This window comes from Pseudomonas argentinensis, from assembly GCF_001839655.2.
Classification (GTDB): Bacteria; Pseudomonadota; Gammaproteobacteria; order Pseudomonadales; family Pseudomonadaceae; genus Aquipseudomonas; species Aquipseudomonas argentinensis_B.
The window spans coordinates 2,254,492-2,269,101 of record NZ_CP056087.1; the positions used below are offsets into that span (position 1 = coordinate 2,254,492).

Genomic DNA, 14,610 nt, shown 5'->3' on the forward strand with positions numbered 1-14,610 from the left:
GGCTGGCCCGGTGGTAGCTGGTGAGTGACATGCTGCATCATGGCTTGCAGAGCCTGGCGCTCCATATCCAAGGTTTTCTGGCCAACGACGGTCGCCCTTTGGTGTAGGTACTCAAGGGCGCGGGCGGGGGTCATTTCACGGAGGCTGCCGAGTCGATGCTCCTGAAGGTAAGCGGTAATGCGCACCAAGCGTTGCTCATAATTGCGAACGGTGCCCACTGACCGGATGTGAGTGCCCTGGAGGCTTTTCATCACGGACGCGGCTTGTTTTGCAGGCTTGGCAAACTTAGCCACTCAGGCGATTCCGATGTAGCCATCGGTGCACGGTCGAGCGCTGAATCTTGATGCCTTTTTCAGCTATCCAGCGTTGCAGTTCGGAGCCATTGCAACCTGCTGAATCAAGCTGCAAAAGCTCGTACTTGTAGTTATCCAGCAATGAGCGACGCTGGGCATAGGTTCGGGGCTTTCTCCGAATCCTAGATTCGGCCTTGAGGCGTGCAGTAATGCTCTGCGCATCGAATTCGCTCATGGGATTCTCTCTATCAGGTGTAAGAACTCCTGACCGTTTCCGGTTCAGCGACACACCATCCGTAGATGGTTCGTTGTGTGCCTGTTCGCCCCCCTTAGCATGAGATGCAGGCGGGGACTGTTCACGCCTACTCGGATTCTCCGAGTGAGTTCCTAAGTGTCCGCTCAGGTTCGGTTGCCATTGGGTCTGGCTGACCATGCTGGGTTGTCTTCTCTCCTCAAGTGGTTGGTCGTTGATGGTCCCGACACGTAGTCGGCGTTGGGCCGGGCACACATGCGATGACGCGGGTGTGTCCGATGGGCTAGTGCCCGCGATGACGCAGGCCGAGCCCCCTGCCACTGTCTCAACCCATGAATCACACGGGTAACGAAACTGCCGGGCAGTGCGGTTTGGTTCCCGATCAGCTTACGAAAATGAGGATGGGCAGACAACGCAATGTCGCTGCGTTGTATTTGTTGCGTCAAATCGGAATGGTCGAGTGTGCCCGCTATGTAGAGCGCCGTTTAGGCGCGTTACATAGCGGGCACATAGGCGCCGAAAGGTGAGACGGTAGTAACTACATCGAGTTGAGTGGAGACGCAGGAAGGGGAGCGATAGGCTGGAGGTCGTTCTGCCTTTTTACCGGAGAGATGTGAGCATGAAACTGAGGATTTTTCTGGACTCAATGCACCTGCGGATGCCTTGTGCCACAAAGTGGGTTGGTAGGGCTGGCATCGTCCTCGGGCCAGTTCTTGGTCTGCTGCACTTGTTCGCTGCGGCAGTTATGCGGCCATATGGTCAGCATGTGGTGGAACAGTATGATGCGGTTCAACGCACGGGCAATTTGCTAGCTGCACCTGCGGCCCAGTATTTCATCCTGCTCGGTTTTGCGCTGTGTCTGATCTGGTTTGGTTTGTGGGCCGCCAGGATTGGTTTGGCCCTTCGGAGCTGGATAATTCGGCGGCGGGCTGTTTGATGAGTGTCGCGTCGGCTGAGGATTTTGCCGGGTTCAACTGGGTATTCGGTCTATGGGAGAACGTCGCTTTGACGATCATGACCGCTACCGAACCACTGTTCGTTGCGCTCAATGAGACGAGCACTGAACTGATCGTAGTGGTGGGGATTGGCTGGCTACTGCTGGTTGTGCTGCGGTTAGGTGAAGGTGCAGGCCGTACATTTTTTGCCGGTGTCCTAATTTTCCTGCTGTTGGCGTATGGAATGAGACCGGCGGCTGTGACGCTTCCAAGTGGCGCATCAGTACGAATGATCGAGGTCCAAGCGGTTCCGCTTAAGGTTGTCATGGCGATACACGTGATGTACCGGCAGGCATTTGACCAGGTTTTGAGCGACCAAACTGTGGCCGGGACAATCGTCCCAGCGCAGGCGGCAATCGACAATATGGTTGGGCGCTCAGCGGATGTGTTTGCGGGTAGTGATCTCGCCCGGCTGATCAGGGATTACAACGCCAGTTGTGCCCCAGCACCGGCTGAGCTAGCAGGGCCTGAGCATGCAGCCAAAGTGGAGGCGCTGCATGCCATTGGCCTGTTGGGCGGCGGCGGGCTTGGGATTCCAGATAAAGAAGTTGGTCTCATTGCGCAGGCGCGTACCGGCCTTGGAGGTGCATGGACATATGTTTTTGGCTCCGCTGAAGAAAATGGCGGTTGGGGGCCTACTTGCTGGGAGGAGGGGCTGCTCGTACAGGTTTGGAGCATGTGCTCGATCAGAGAGCAATCCAGTTACGCCGAGAAGCGGGTATACGAGCTTTAGAATCGGCAGGCCCCTTCATGGGGAGCAGCTATGCGTTGCCAACTCAGTCACATTGGGCTGCAAGGCTTGCAGGTCTAGATGATGCGACGCCGTCCTATTTGCCAATCAGCAAAATGCCTAATCAGAAATCGACAATCGTCGGGGATGATCAGGGGATCATGTTTCGGCCATCCAGCTGTGTAGAGGCGTACCAGATCGCGCAGATAGGGGCAGAGCAGGCCTACCAAGCGCTGCGCGACTCAGGTCAGGTCATTGCGGGTGGGCAGCGAGTCAGCGCGGAGGTTGGAGCGGTCAGTACCGCCGTGGCGTGGCAACGATTCATGGCTCGTTCTCTAGGGAGAACGACGGGCATGTCGGCTGGGGACACCGAGGTCGCCGGTGGAATCTTGGCCGCTGCGCAGATGTTCAAAAACTTCAGTAGCTGGCTGGATCTGCAAACGCTGTTGCCGGGATATGTCATCATGTCGGCTTGGTTGTTCTGGATTGTCTTGATCCTTGCCCCGCTTTTCCTGCTGCTCGCGCCGCTGCGGGGCGCTACGATACTCGTTAATTGGCTATCTCTACTCCTTCTTCCGGTCGTCGCGGTTATGACCGCTCAGATGATCACCGTTGCGATCTCACAAACTATGGCTGCTGTAGCCGTAGCGCAGGCGGGAGCTGCAAGTGGATGGACTGGAGTAGGGGCTGATTACGATGGTCTTCGTGGATTGATGTCAGCCGTAGCTGCCGTATCGCTTGGCCTTTCCACTTGGATCACTTCGAGTATGCTAGGTGTTTCGCTGGGAGGCCTAGCGGGCAGCCTTTCAGGCGCCGTGGCTACAGCTAGTGATGCGGGTCGCTTCGCTATGAAAGCGGTTGGCGTTGCCATGTTGGGGTCTAGGTTGGTCGGGATAGGTGCTGCGGCTTCATCACGAGGTGGGGGTGGTTCGAGCCCTCAGAACGGTGCTGGAGTCTCTCCATCGGTCCCACGATCTCCCAATCCGGTTGGGCCTAGCTCAATTCCACCACCTCGGCCAAGTAGTCAAGGTGCGGGGCGGTCGCTAAACCCCCCGAAATTTAACAAGTAGAGTTTGGGCAGGAGGGGCGGCGCTGACTGCCCTGGTGCAGATGATGACGCCACGTTCAGTGGGGCGCGTCTGCACAAGCCCCCATTTCGCAGAAGCTCTCGTGCTGCTGCATGTCTCCGGCAGAAATCTCAAGTTTCGTCCCGCCCCAGTATTTGGCCGCACCGCTTCACCATCGGCATGCCAGTGAGTCACATCTAGGCTGCCCGTCAATGATCCCCTCGAAAGCTAGCGCTACCATCGACGTGTATTCGTACCAACTAATGGCGCCACTGCCGCACCAGTGACAGGCCGTTGGGATTCATCTTCATACTCTGTGACACCTTGTAATCTCCCTTGCGCACCTCGCGGCCTCTCAAGAAATCGTTACGGCATCCTCAAATCCCACTGGGGGAACTCAGCATCTTTTCTAGAGCGCAATGACACGCCCCGAGATGGAGGTAACTTCGGCTTCAAATGAGGCAGGAGGTCGGTATGAAGCAGTTTTGGGTCACAGTTGTGTGTGCCGGCGCGGGTTTTTGGCTAGGGGCTCACCGTTTGGTTCCCTTATGGTTGATCGTCGTTCTGGCAGTACTAGGCGCGGGGTTGTGGGGAGTGGCCGAGTGGATTGAGCGTCGAGAAACGAATGGCGAGCGCAAACCATGATGCGAGCCGATCTGCAGGAGCTTCTGGTGCTCGCTGCGATGTTTCCCTCCTGGTCGTGGAGGCAGACGGCAGCGCGTCGGGTCATTGTGGCCACGGAGGGCTCCGTCATCCGCCTGTACTGGATGCCGGCGCTTTTATGTCTGGACGAATTACGCTGCCAACTGTTTGTGCAGCAACTCAATGCTATGGGCGCAAGCCGTAGCTTTGTCGGGAGGTAAATGGAACAATGGCACATTGTCATCAAGGAGCGTGCTGGGTGAAGAAATGGAAATTGGCGTTACTGGCTATGGTATCTGTGTCTGTAGCTGGATGTTGGCAGGGCGATTATGCGTTCGAGGGAAAGTATTTCGCCACTGAAGGTGAGGACTGTACGACGCCGTCTAGCGTTACGGATCGGGAGCAGTACTTTCTGGAGATAACCAAGCAGGTACACAACGGCACTGCACTTTACTCGGCCAGGTTTCCAATCGCTTCTCGGGCAGGAGCCCCAATTGTCGCTGCTCAAAGCGTCTCTGCAACGGACGATGATGAGCTCACCTTCAACTTCACTAAGCCAGAGGTGACGGGGACATTTTCAGGGAGCCCGGCGGTGGATATCGTCATCACTGTCATCCCCAACAAGAGTAAGGAGGGTCACCTTTGGCTCAAAAAGGCAGAGCTCACAAGCGTTCGGAATGGAAAGGTCAGCGAAGCTGATCTTCTTGCGAACCTGAGAAGAGCTACCACTATTGGAGAGACAGGTGCCTGCTTGAGGAAGAGTAGCAACACTCACTGATATGGGCAGCCGTGTGTACCACGTTACCAGAGACGTTGCCTGTGCCGGAGATCACGCTGCATGCTTTGTCCTGCAATCCAGCATAGGTAGCGCCGTCGAGAGTGGCGGTTTTAATCAGGCCATAAGCGGGAGAGGTCTGCGGGTGCGCCCAAGTAATCGGTAGCATGTAACCGGTTGATGCAAGTCATGGATGACATCAACGAGCGCGAGAGGAGTACCGAACAGTGTGGGCCGCAGCGTACAGTCACCCTGACTTGGAGATGAGGAGGAGATGAGGAGGAGATGATGTGACAACCCTATCCAACGCGGGTTGTTAAACTGGAGAGTAAAGTGTTGATATTGGCTTGTTGTTGTGGTGATAGTATTCAACGGGGTTTTTTGGAGGCCGCAGTATTTTCACGACAACTCTTCAGTCTATCGGAACAATGACTGATTAGTTTAGTGCTTGGTGTCGGAATAATTTATCTACGCTGGTTGCCTAGATTGTGTTATCCATCTTTTCAAAGATAGGTCTGAACCTGTTTCCAATATAGTGGTTGAGCGCTGAGTATAATGTTGTTAGCTTTCCATCAATAACGAGTATGCTGCGGCGTGAGTCTTCCGTTGTATATGCGAAATTTGAAATTTGGTTTCTAAGATCGCTGATCATTTCAATGTATTGATCATAAAATTCTGGAGAATCGGCATCGTAAAAAAACATGCTAGAACACCGCCTGACTAACAATGAAAGAGTTGACTCAAGTAAGTCAAGCTTCATATTGAAAGTGGCTTCGTATATGTTGGCTTTGGCATGCTCGAAGGTGGCGTTGTCTTGCTCTAGCATTAAATATGATTCAAATTGGCGGTGCGTAATCTCCGAAAGCTCCTTGAGAATCGACTGAATGTTATTGGCCTGCTGGTGCGCTTCGTTGCGTACGCTGGCAGAAGTTGCAGATGCAAATGTGGCGACTATCGCAATAACGGCAATGATGAGCGCAAGTTTGTCCATTTTAAGATTTCTTTACTTAATTCAGTTTGGCTGCTGCTTCGTCGATGTATTTTTTTACATTCCTTTTAACGCTTTCGTATTTCGAGATCACGATAACGCGCCTTCTGAGCTCGGTTGGACTAAGAACTTTACTCCTTATGATACCCCCAAAAATTTCCTCAAGGAAGGAGGGTGTTGTGCCAATAGTTTCCGAGAAGTCAAGCTTAATTGTTTGGTAATCTATAAGCGCAGGTATGATAAAGTTATCTCTGTAGTCGGCGCCGTTTTTTGGACCGTCGAGGGAGTTTCGTCCGATTGGTGTGTCGGTATACTCTGCTACATTAAAGACTTTCTCAGGCTTCATCACTGTCACCATTTGCATCGGTCAAAGCAAAATTCCATTGAATTAAAGTTCCAGGAAACTTATTTTGAAGGTTCATCCAGTTCTCTGCTTTACCCTTGGAGCGGAATCTATACAGGCTCTTACCTGACATGATGTGTAGCTGTCCATTTGGGTTTATCTCAACAAAACGTTTTACGGCAGGTAGACCATTGCCTCTGCCTTGAGTTCGATATCTTGAATTCCCGTACTCTAGAGCAGTTTGAATGTCAATGCTATCTAAGCTCATTCCTTTTAATCTGGATAGCACCTCAGCGCTGAGTGATCTATACCATGATTTCTTCTGGGTACTTGCAGGTATGCCCACCCCAACATCATATACAGCCATAAAGAGCTGGTCATCAACATGCTGAAGAGCAATCCACCATTTTTGAGATTTAATCGCTACTGGCAAAGTGCTATGTCTCTTTTCGATGTCAGATGCATATGCATGTTGCCATACATTTGAAAATGATTCAGAGACGGCTTCAAATAAAAGGGCGTCTGTTTCTTCAGCGGGACTACTTGGTTCGTAGGAAGAAATTGCGCGTTCAGCGTAACGGATTGCCTCTTTCAGTGGGCGCTTATCGTCATTCTCTTTCTGCTGATGAGATATGGAGCAAATTTTTATGGTATTTTCCTTTGGGGTATAATTCCCCCCAAGGAGCTCCCAGAATCCAAGTTTATCAAGCGTTTCATTTATTCTTTCATCCAGGGATGGATGCCACCTTATTCTCATTTGTGCGCGCGATTCAATAAGTATCTCTAAGTGCGCAAAAAGAATTATAATTGCTGAGATCTTTAGTGTTGAGAGGCGACGAAAGTCTAGCAGTATTTTTGCTTCTTTAGGTGTATCGCTAATTTGGCGTAATAGCTTGTAAAGTGCATAGCGTTTAATATCGGAGAATACGCTCAAGTCCTTGGGCAAGGTAATGGTATACAAACCTAGCGCCGAATTCACGAGATACGGACTGGGTGAATACCTAGGTCTCGCCAAGCTGCGGTACGCACGCCGAGACGCATTGCATTGCTTTATCCAATCTGATTCTTTACGTTTCTTCACCAGATCATTTCCTTGCACTGGCATGGCAAAATTGCTCGACCGCAATACGGCGACCCTCCATCCTATCTCAAAATGGAGCGGATTTCCTCCAAACAGTGGTTAAACACAGGATGTAGGTCCCGTCGTTACGATTCATTTGGCCACTCTGAACACAAGCGCTCATCGGGGGCAAGCAAACGAGGATCAGGGCACTAGGGCGCTGCTCAGTAAAGGGCGGTGCTATCAAGACGGTCGTGAGATCCGCCGGTCTGTCGAGTCATCAGAATGCTTGCCCCTCCCACCATCCCCTCATGTTCAGGTTCGATTCCGGGCACCGTTTCCGCCCGGTGATCGCCGGAGTTGATTAGCTTGAGTACCTTATTGAGTACCTATTATTTTTTTGAAACTAACAGGGTCCCTGATTTTTCTGACTTTGGCATAGCAGATTCGACTCCTGTCTCCGCACCAGTCCTGGCCTCGAGCCAAGCTGACAAAACCCGCCTGGTGCGGGTTTTGTCGTTTATGGCGGGGTGATCATCCAGGCATCGGCAACCTGTATCGCTGGAACGACGCGCGCCCTGCCGTGCTGCTGCAGGCGCTATGTCAGGCGTGGCATCAGGCCGTTGCGCCGTGCCCCTGATGCGGCGCGCCCCGCCAGATACGCGACGACACCTGCCATCGCCAGGATCGCGGCGCTGAGCTGGAAGGTCGCCCGATAACCGCTGAGGTCGAATGCCAGGCCACCCAGGGCGGCGCCTAGGGCGATGGCCAGTTGAATGATCGCCACCATCAGGCCGCCGCCTGCTTCGGCATCGTCCGGCAGGGTGTTCGCCAGCCAGGTCCACCAGCCGACCGGGGCTGCCGTGGCGGCCAGCCCCCAGCAACCCAGGAGTAGGGTGGTGGCCGATGTTGAACCGCCAAACACCCGCAACGCCACGGCGATCGCCGCCATCGACAGCGGGATCGCCACCAGTGTGCGATACAGCCCGTTTTTCAGGAACGCTTCGATCACCAAGGTGCCCACGAGACCGGCCACGCCCAACACCAGCAGAATCAGTGAAAGGGTGCTGATGGTCACTCCGGTGACGGACTCCAGAAACGGGCGCAAGTACGTGAACAGCATGAACTGGCCCATGAAGAACAGGCTTACCGCGGCCATGCCGAGCGCCACGGGCGTACGTTTCATCAGGTTCAGGACGCTGCTGCCCGCATCACGGCGCGGCGTTCTGATCGAGGGCAGGCTCAGCATCAGCCAGACCGTGGCAAGCGCGGCGACCGGCACGATGCAGAAGAAGGCGCCCCGCCATCCGATCAGCGAACCCAGAAAGGCGCCCAGAGGCGCGGCGATTACCGTGGCCAGGGCATTGCCGCCGTTGACGACTGCCAGCGCCCGTGGCACTCGATCGGCCGGTACCAGACCCATGGCGGTGGCGGCCGAGAGCGACCAGAAGCCACCGATCGCGATACCGATCAGCCCGCGGCCAACCATGAAAATCGGATAGCTCGGGGCCAGGGCCACCACGGTGCCCGAAACGATCATCAGCGCTGTCAGGGACAAGAGCAGCCGCTTGCGGTCGATCCGAGCAGCGATCGAGGCGATGACCAGGCTGGTAAGCAGGGCGAACAGCCCGGATACCGAGATGCCCTGGCCCGCCTGGCCTTCAGAAATGTGCAAGTCGGCCGCGATGGGCGTCAGCAGGCTGACGGGCATGAACTCCGAGGCCACCAGTGCGAAGGCGGCGAGCGACAGGGCAAGTACGGCGCCCCAGGATTGGGGAAGCGCTGCCGGGGAAGAATGGGTGTGGGTCATGAAAATCCTGTGTCGGGTAATCCGGTGTGTCGTTTCCGAGTGGCTGTCGGGCTATGAACACGAGAAAAACGCCTGCCGCCCTGTGGGCGCAGGCGCTATAACCCTCGGGCGGATGCCGGCGCGCGGGGGCCGCCCCAGCCGACTCCGGTTACCTGAGGCTCTTGGCGAGGAAATCGCTGATGGTGTCGAAGGGGATCTTGTCCATGCGGTCATAGAGGTCTACATGGTTGGCGTCCTTGACGATCAGCAGCTGTTTCGGTTGCGCGGCGGCCTCGAAGGCGTCTTCGCTGAGGTAGCGCGAATGGGCGTTTTCACCGGCGATGATCAGCACCGGGCGGGGCGAAATCTCGGCGATGTGGTTCAGCAGTGGCAGGTTCATGAACGGCAGGGGCATGGTGGCGGTCCAGGCTCCGTTCGAGTTCGGCGAGTTCTTGTGGAAGCCGCGCGGGGTGCGGTAGTAGCCGAAGAATTCTTCGATGATTTCGCCATCCTCGCCGTCGAGTTTCTCCGGCAGGATGCGCGGCCCCGGCATCGCCGTCCCGTTCTGCGCGTCGACCCAGCGCTGCCGGCTCAGCCGGTCCAGCGTCTGCGCCCGTTGCTGCCGGGTCAGGCTGTCGTTCAGGCCATTGGCCATGACGCGTGACATGTCATACATGGCCGTGGTGACCACCGCCTTGATGCGTGTGTCCACCGCTGCGGCGCTCAGGCCCATGCCGGCAAAGCCGCAGATACCGATGATGCCGATGCGTTCGCGATCGACGCCTTTGTGCAGGCCGAGAAAATCCACGGCAGCACTGAAATCCTCGGTGTTGATGTCCGGTGAGGCCAGGTCGCGGGGTTCGCCGCCGCTTTCTCCCGTATAGGACGGATCGAACGCCAGCGTCACGTAGCCGCGCTCGGCCATGGTCTGCGCATACAGGCCGGACGATTGCTCCTTCACGGCGCCGAACGGGCCGCTGACCGCCAGGGCTGGCAGTGGTCGATCGGTGCGTTGCCTGGGCAGATACAGGTCGGCGGCCAGGGTGATGCCGTAGCGATTCTTGAACGTCACCTTGCGGTGCTCGACCTTGCTGCTTTGCGCGAAGGTCTTGTCCCACGCCTGGGTGAGCGGCAGGGCCTGGTTCGGCGTGGCACGCTGGGGTTCCTGGGCGAACGCTGCCGGCACGCTGGCAAGGGCGGCAAGCCCGGCGAAAATAGCGCTCTGAATGAGGCCCAGGCGCGGATACGAGTGGTTCATTGCATGCACTCCGTTTTTTTTGACGAGGTCTGTTTTCGGTGTTCTGCGCGGCACCTGATCGCAACCGGGTGGCGCACGGCTGAAGTCGAATCGCGGTTCATTTTGCAGACCGGCCCAAGGCGCCTGTAGGGCAATTCGCTGGATTACTTGCCCGATCCGATGGGCTTGCCGGCTTTTGATGGGAAGCTCCGCAGGAGCGGGGTAGAGTGCGCTGAAGCAGCAGAGACAAGAGCATGAAAGACCCGCAGATACATAACGCATCGCTACAACAGGCACTCGCCCAGGGCATCGGCGCGCGGATCACTCAGCCGGGGGACGAGGCCACGCCGATCGCCGGGCTCGGCTTCTTCCGGCGCGAAGTCCCTTCGCCCCCTGTGGTGTGCATGGTCGAGCCGAGCATCATTCTGGTCGCTCAGGGCGAGAAGCGCCTGTGGGTTGGGGGCGAGGGGTACCCCTACGATCCCTCGCGGTTTCTGGTCACCTCGCTCAACCTGCCGGCCAACTCCGAAGTGCTGGTGGCGAGCCCCGAGCACCCCTGCGTAGGGCTGACCCTGAAACTCGACCTGCGCATGCTGGCCGAGCTGATCACCCAGAGCGGCTTGCCGCCCAGCCGCGATCGCAGCGCGGGAACCGGCGTCGGGATCGGCAACATGACGGCGCCCTTGCTGAAATCCTTCGGGCGTCTGCTGGCGCTACTGGAGGAACCGGAGGCCATACCGGTGCTGGCACCACTGATCCAGCGCGAGATTCACTACCGGTTGTTGATGAGCGACCAGGCTGGCAAGCTGCGGCAGATCACCTCGGTCGATGGGCAGGGGTACCGGATCGCCAAGGCCATCGACTGGCTGAAGCTCAACTACAGCTCGGCGCTGCGTGTCGAGGAACTCGCCGCCCGCGTGCAGATGAGTGCGCCAACGTTTCATCATCATTTTCGCCAGCTCACTGCCATGAGCCCGCTGCAATACCAGAAATGGTTGCGCCTGAACGAGGCCAAACGGCTGATGCTCAACGAGCACCTGGACGTTTCCAGCGCGGCGTTCAGGGTCGGTTATGAAAGCCCGTCGCAGTTCAGCCGTGAATACAGTCGCCTTTTCGGGCAATCGCCCAGGCGCGATATCGGCATGCTGCGTGGGCAGGTCGAGGGCGCAGCAGGTGGCGAAGGCCAGCTTGCCGGGTAGGCTGCGGCGCGCCTGATTTGTTGTACGCGAGCGTCGTTGGCAATTAGGTGATTGCAGGCAGCGCCAGGCGGGCGACCGCGTTTCCACGCTGTGCTGACGTTATCGATCCAGAAGCCATCACCGCTTCGGCCTGCTTCTTAGCCGAGCGGTACCTGACAGGTCGTGTGCGGCCACAGCCGCCAGGCCGACTGCCACTCGTGGCACGACGAGGCATTGTTCTGCCAGGGAGATGGGCTCAGTGGGTTGCAGCCTAGTGGCGCGAGCCCGTCACACCAGGTGGCGAACCAGGGCCGCGACCAGTATGCCCGCGGCAATGGCGGCAAGCGGTTTCCTGACCAGAAGCATGACGATGGCGGTGCTCAGCAGCGCCAGCCTGGCGCCTGCGTCGCCTTCGAGCGCCAGGGGGGCGAGCAGGGCCACCAGCACCGAGCCGGACATGGCGCTGATGAACTGCTGGGTTCTCAGGTTGATCGGCACGAAGGACATCACGAACACGCCACCCCAGCGGGTGGCCAGGGTGACCACGGCCATGACGGCCACGACGATCAGGGCGCCGGAGCCGGCCGTTTCGAGCATCATTGTTGTTTCTCCATCCACAGGGCGCCCAGGGCTCCGCCGGCCAGGGCACCGACCACCACATGGCTGTTGCTGGGCAGGTACCAGTAGGCCAGCAGCGATGCGCCGGCGGCGACCGCCCAGATGATCAGCATGCGCAGGTTCTTCTGGCCGCCCACCACCATGGCGAGCAGAAAGCAGCCCATCACCATGTCGAGGCCGAAGCTCACCGGATCGTCGATGGCGCTACCGAAATAGATGCCCAGCCAGGTGCCGATCAGCCAGGCCAGCCACAGCGCCAGGCCACCGCCTAGCAACAGGCCGAGCCCGGGCTTGTCGGTGCCGAAGGCCTGCATCGACATGGCCCAGTTGGCGTCGGACACCACCAGCATCACGCCGTAGCGCTTGGCCGGCGGCAGGTTGCTGAGCCAGGGATACAGCGTGGCGCCCATCAGCAGGTGGCGGGCGTTGATGGCGAATACCGTCAGCGCCAGAGGCAGCAGCGGAATATGCGTGCCCCACATATCCAGCGCGGCGAATTGCGAGGCGCCGGCGAACACCAGAGCACTCATGCTCAGGCTTATTGTGCTGCTCAAGCCTGTTTGCGTGGCGGCCAGGCCGAATGCCAACCCGAACAGCACCACGAAGGCCGAGATCGGCAGAAACTGGCGGAAGCCATTCCAGGTCAGTGCGAGGTCGAGGGTTTGCAGAGGCCGTTGTTCTTGGGTGGGCATAGGGCTCCCGATGGGGCTTTGGTGGTGTTCAGCGCGTCGAGGCTACAGTGGGGGAATCGGGATCGGCCGTTTTGCCTGCCGATCCCGTGTTGCCGTCACCGGGCTTTCAATGGTGGCGTGCGCGACGGAATCTGCCGCTTGTTGCCGGTGGTTTCGAAAGCCGAGGCCAGGTGCAACAGCGCGTTATCGTCATAGGCACGGCCGGCGAAGGTCAGGCCGACTGGCATGCCGATATCGGCCATCACGCCCATGGGCACGGTAACCGTCGGCACACCGAGGTGGCGAATGGCGAGGTTGCCGTTGGCGACCCAAACGCCGTTGCTCCAGGCGATATCGGCGGACTGCGGGTTGACGTCGGCGTCGGCAGGGCCTACGTCGGCGACGGTAGGGAACAGCACGGCGTCGAGCTCGAGTTCGTCCATCCATTGTTCGAGGTCGAGCTGGCGGGTCTTCTCCAGGCCGCGCAGGCCGTCCGGTACGCTGGCGATTTGGTCCCAGGCCTTGAGGCCGCGCTGGGCCATGCGCACGTACTCGTCCATGCCGGCGGCCAGGTCGTCTTCACGGTTGGGCAGGGTGCCGGGGTCGTGGGGGAAGATCTGCGGGCCGTCGACGTCGGCCAGCCGGTTGAGCCTGGGGTCGCCGTTGGCGCGCAGGAAATCATCGAAGGCCCAGCCCGACAGTTCCCACAGCTCGTCATGCAGGAACTCGCGGGAGACCAGGCCGCGGTTGAACACCGTCGGCGCGCCGGGACGGTCGCCCTCGCAGTTGGACACCAGCGGGAAATCCACCTCGGTCACCGTGGCACCGGCTTTTTCCAAGGCGGCGCGCGCCTGCTCCCACAGGGCGATCACCGAGGCACGGGTATGGATGCGCTGGCCAGTCGGGCCGCCGATACCGGGCTTTTCGCTGGTGCCGGCCAGCTCGTCCTTATTGATGTACATGCGCGGTACGCCAAAGCGCTTGCCCTTGAGCGCATCAGTCCCGGCGGCCAGCGCGGGGTAGGAGGCGGGGCGTACGGCGGATGCTTTCGGGATCGGCACCCAGGGCTGCAGGCGCCACAGATCGCCACGGGTGTCAGGGTCGTCGGCGACCACCGCGTCGAGGATCTCCAGCAGGTCAGCCATGGTGCGGGCGAAGGGCACGACCACGTCCATGGTCGGGGTCAGCGGCCAGTTGCCGCGCACCGAAATCACCCCGCGCGACGGCGTGTAGGCGCACAGGCCGTTATTGGAGGCCGGGCCACGGCCGCTCGACCAGGTTTCCTCGGCCAGGCCAAAGGCGCAGAAGCTCGCGGCGGTCGCGGTGCCGGCGCCATTGGAGGAGCCGGAGGCGAACGGCGCGGTGAGGTAATTGGCGTTGTAGGGGCTTTCGGCACGGCCATAGACGCCGCGCTGCATGCCGCCATTGGCCATCGGCGGCATATTGGTCTTGCCCAGGCAGATGGCACCGGCGGCGCGCAGGCGCTCGATGGTGAAGGCGTCGCGCTGGGCGACCAGATCCTTGAAGGCCGGGCTGCCCGAAGCAGCGGTCAGGCCCTTGACCAGGTAGCTGTCCTTGGCGGTGTAAGGAATTCCGTCCAGCGGGCTCAGGGTTTCGCCACGGGCGCGACGGGCGTCCGAGGCCTCGGCCTCTTTCAGGGCATCGGGGTTATGCACCACCACGGCGTTGAGCCGGGTGGCCGTATCGGCGCCATCGTAGGCGTCGATCCGCGCGAGGTAGGCCTTGACCAGTTCGACCGCGGTCGTGCGGCCGGCCTCGAGCGCGGCGCGCAGCTCGGCGATGGAGACTTCGGTTACCTCGAACATGCTGTCACCCCTGATGGCTCGCGGGCCGGCCACGTGCTTGGCGCGCCTGTTGCCCGGTGGAATGGCGGCTCATGCGGAGCCGGTCGAGCGTCGATTCTAGTGCCACCGGTGCGGAAGAGGCAGCCCCAGGCGTTCAATTTTTTGC

At 58.7% G+C, this 14,610-nt stretch carries 12 protein-coding genes; 3 read left to right on the forward strand and 9 right to left on the reverse strand.

The genetic code is table 11. The features are described from left to right. Window positions 1-285: 285 nt before the first annotated feature. Complete coding sequence (locus SA190iCDA_RS10045; RefSeq protein ID WP_083329838.1) at window positions 286-528, reverse strand: hypothetical protein; 243 nt, start codon at window positions 526-528, stop codon at window positions 286-288. A gap of 873 nt (window positions 529-1,401) precedes the next feature. Here SA190iCDA_RS10045 and SA190iCDA_RS10050 point away from each other — a divergent pair. Next, on the forward strand, window positions 1,402-2,274 hold the full coding sequence (locus tag SA190iCDA_RS10050) for a hypothetical protein (protein ID WP_236101150.1): 873 nt from the start codon (window positions 1,402-1,404) through the stop codon (window positions 2,272-2,274). A 1,965-nt stretch (window positions 2,275-4,239) separates the two neighbouring features. Then, window positions 4,240-4,758 carry a hypothetical protein gene (locus tag SA190iCDA_RS10055; protein ID WP_236101152.1) on the forward strand — a complete coding sequence of 173 codons (519 nt, stop codon included), beginning with the start codon at window positions 4,240-4,242 and terminating at the stop codon, window positions 4,756-4,758. Window positions 4,759-5,236: 478 nt separating this feature from the next. On the opposite strand, the gene SA190iCDA_RS10060 is transcribed toward SA190iCDA_RS10055, so the two are convergent. The 5 genes from SA190iCDA_RS10060 to SA190iCDA_RS10080 all read right to left on the reverse strand — a co-directional run bounded on the left by SA190iCDA_RS10060 (window position 5,237) and on the right by SA190iCDA_RS10080 (window position 10,193). Continuing rightward, entirely contained in the window at window positions 5,237-5,746 is a 510-nt protein-coding gene (locus SA190iCDA_RS10060) for a hypothetical protein (RefSeq protein WP_070886796.1), read from the reverse strand. 16 nt (window positions 5,747-5,762) lie between these two features. Beyond that, window positions 5,763-6,089 (reverse strand): STAS-like domain-containing protein, encoded by a 327-nt coding sequence (locus SA190iCDA_RS10065; RefSeq protein WP_170833964.1) that lies wholly within the window; start codon window positions 6,087-6,089, stop codon window positions 5,763-5,765. After that, window positions 6,079-7,047, reverse strand: a complete 969-nt coding sequence (locus SA190iCDA_RS10070) for a sensor histidine kinase (protein ID WP_139159526.1) — start codon at window positions 7,045-7,047, stop codon at window positions 6,079-6,081. The genes SA190iCDA_RS10065 and SA190iCDA_RS10070 overlap by 11 nt, the downstream gene beginning before the upstream one ends. A 697-nt stretch (window positions 7,048-7,744) precedes the next feature. After that, window positions 7,745-8,956 carry an MFS transporter gene (locus SA190iCDA_RS10075; protein WP_070886798.1) on the reverse strand — a complete coding sequence of 404 codons (1,212 nt, stop codon included), beginning with the start codon at window positions 8,954-8,956 and terminating at the stop codon, window positions 7,745-7,747. Window positions 8,957-9,104: 148 nt separating this feature from the next. After that, window positions 9,105-10,193, reverse strand: a complete 1,089-nt coding sequence (locus SA190iCDA_RS10080) for an alpha/beta hydrolase (protein ID WP_070886799.1) — start codon at window positions 10,191-10,193, stop codon at window positions 9,105-9,107. A gap of 233 nt (window positions 10,194-10,426) precedes the next feature. Here SA190iCDA_RS10080 and SA190iCDA_RS10085 point away from each other — a divergent pair, with 233 nt between their 5' ends. Then, a complete protein-coding gene (locus SA190iCDA_RS10085; RefSeq protein ID WP_070886800.1) occupies window positions 10,427-11,371 on the forward strand; it encodes an AraC family transcriptional regulator in 945 nt (314 codons plus the stop codon). Between the two features lie 267 nt (window positions 11,372-11,638). Here SA190iCDA_RS10085 and SA190iCDA_RS10090 read toward each other — a convergent pair whose 3' ends face one another. The 3 genes from SA190iCDA_RS10090 to SA190iCDA_RS10100 form a co-directional block, all read right to left on the reverse strand. After that, complete coding sequence (locus SA190iCDA_RS10090; protein ID WP_070886801.1) at window positions 11,639-11,950, reverse strand: AzlD family protein; 312 nt, start codon at window positions 11,948-11,950, stop codon at window positions 11,639-11,641. Further along, window positions 11,947-12,660, reverse strand: coding sequence for an AzlC family ABC transporter permease (locus SA190iCDA_RS10095; RefSeq protein WP_070886802.1), 714 nt, complete (start codon window positions 12,658-12,660; stop codon window positions 11,947-11,949). Before SA190iCDA_RS10095 ends, SA190iCDA_RS10090 begins: the two co-directional genes overlap by 4 nt. A gap of 95 nt (window positions 12,661-12,755) precedes the next feature. Further along, the gene (locus tag SA190iCDA_RS10100; RefSeq protein ID WP_070886803.1) at window positions 12,756-14,465 is read right to left on the reverse strand and encodes an amidase; all 1,710 of its coding nucleotides are present in this window, start codon (window positions 14,463-14,465) and stop codon (window positions 12,756-12,758) included. Window positions 14,466-14,610: the final 145 nt, after the last annotated feature.

Bases quoted from the DNA above. Each gene is read 5' to 3' on its own strand.
- SA190iCDA_RS10045 (WP_083329838.1), bottom strand. From the start codon at position 528: ATGAGCGAATTCGATGCGCAGAGCATTACTGCACGCCTCAAGGCCGAA.
- SA190iCDA_RS10060 (WP_070886796.1), bottom strand. From the start codon at position 5,746: ATGGACAAACTTGCGCTCATCATTGCCGTTATTGCGATAGTCGCCACA.
- SA190iCDA_RS10065 (WP_170833964.1), bottom strand. From the start codon at position 6,089: ATGAAGCCTGAGAAAGTCTTTAATGTAGCAGAGTATACCGACACACCA.
- SA190iCDA_RS10075 (WP_070886798.1), bottom strand. From the start codon at position 8,956: ATGACCCACACCCATTCTTCCCCGGCAGCGCTTCCCCAATCCTGGGGC.
- SA190iCDA_RS10080 (WP_070886799.1), bottom strand. From the start codon at position 10,193: ATGAACCACTCGTATCCGCGCCTGGGCCTCATTCAGAGCGCTATTTTC.
- SA190iCDA_RS10085 (WP_070886800.1), top strand. From the start codon at position 10,427: ATGAAAGACCCGCAGATACATAACGCATCGCTACAACAGGCACTCGCC.
- SA190iCDA_RS10090 (WP_070886801.1), bottom strand. From the start codon at position 11,950: ATGATGCTCGAAACGGCCGGCTCCGGCGCCCTGATCGTCGTGGCCGTC.
- SA190iCDA_RS10095 (WP_070886802.1), bottom strand. From the start codon at position 12,660: ATGCCCACCCAAGAACAACGGCCTCTGCAAACCCTCGACCTCGCACTG.
- SA190iCDA_RS10100 (WP_070886803.1), bottom strand. From the start codon at position 14,465: ATGTTCGAGGTAACCGAAGTCTCCATCGCCGAGCTGCGCGCCGCGCTC.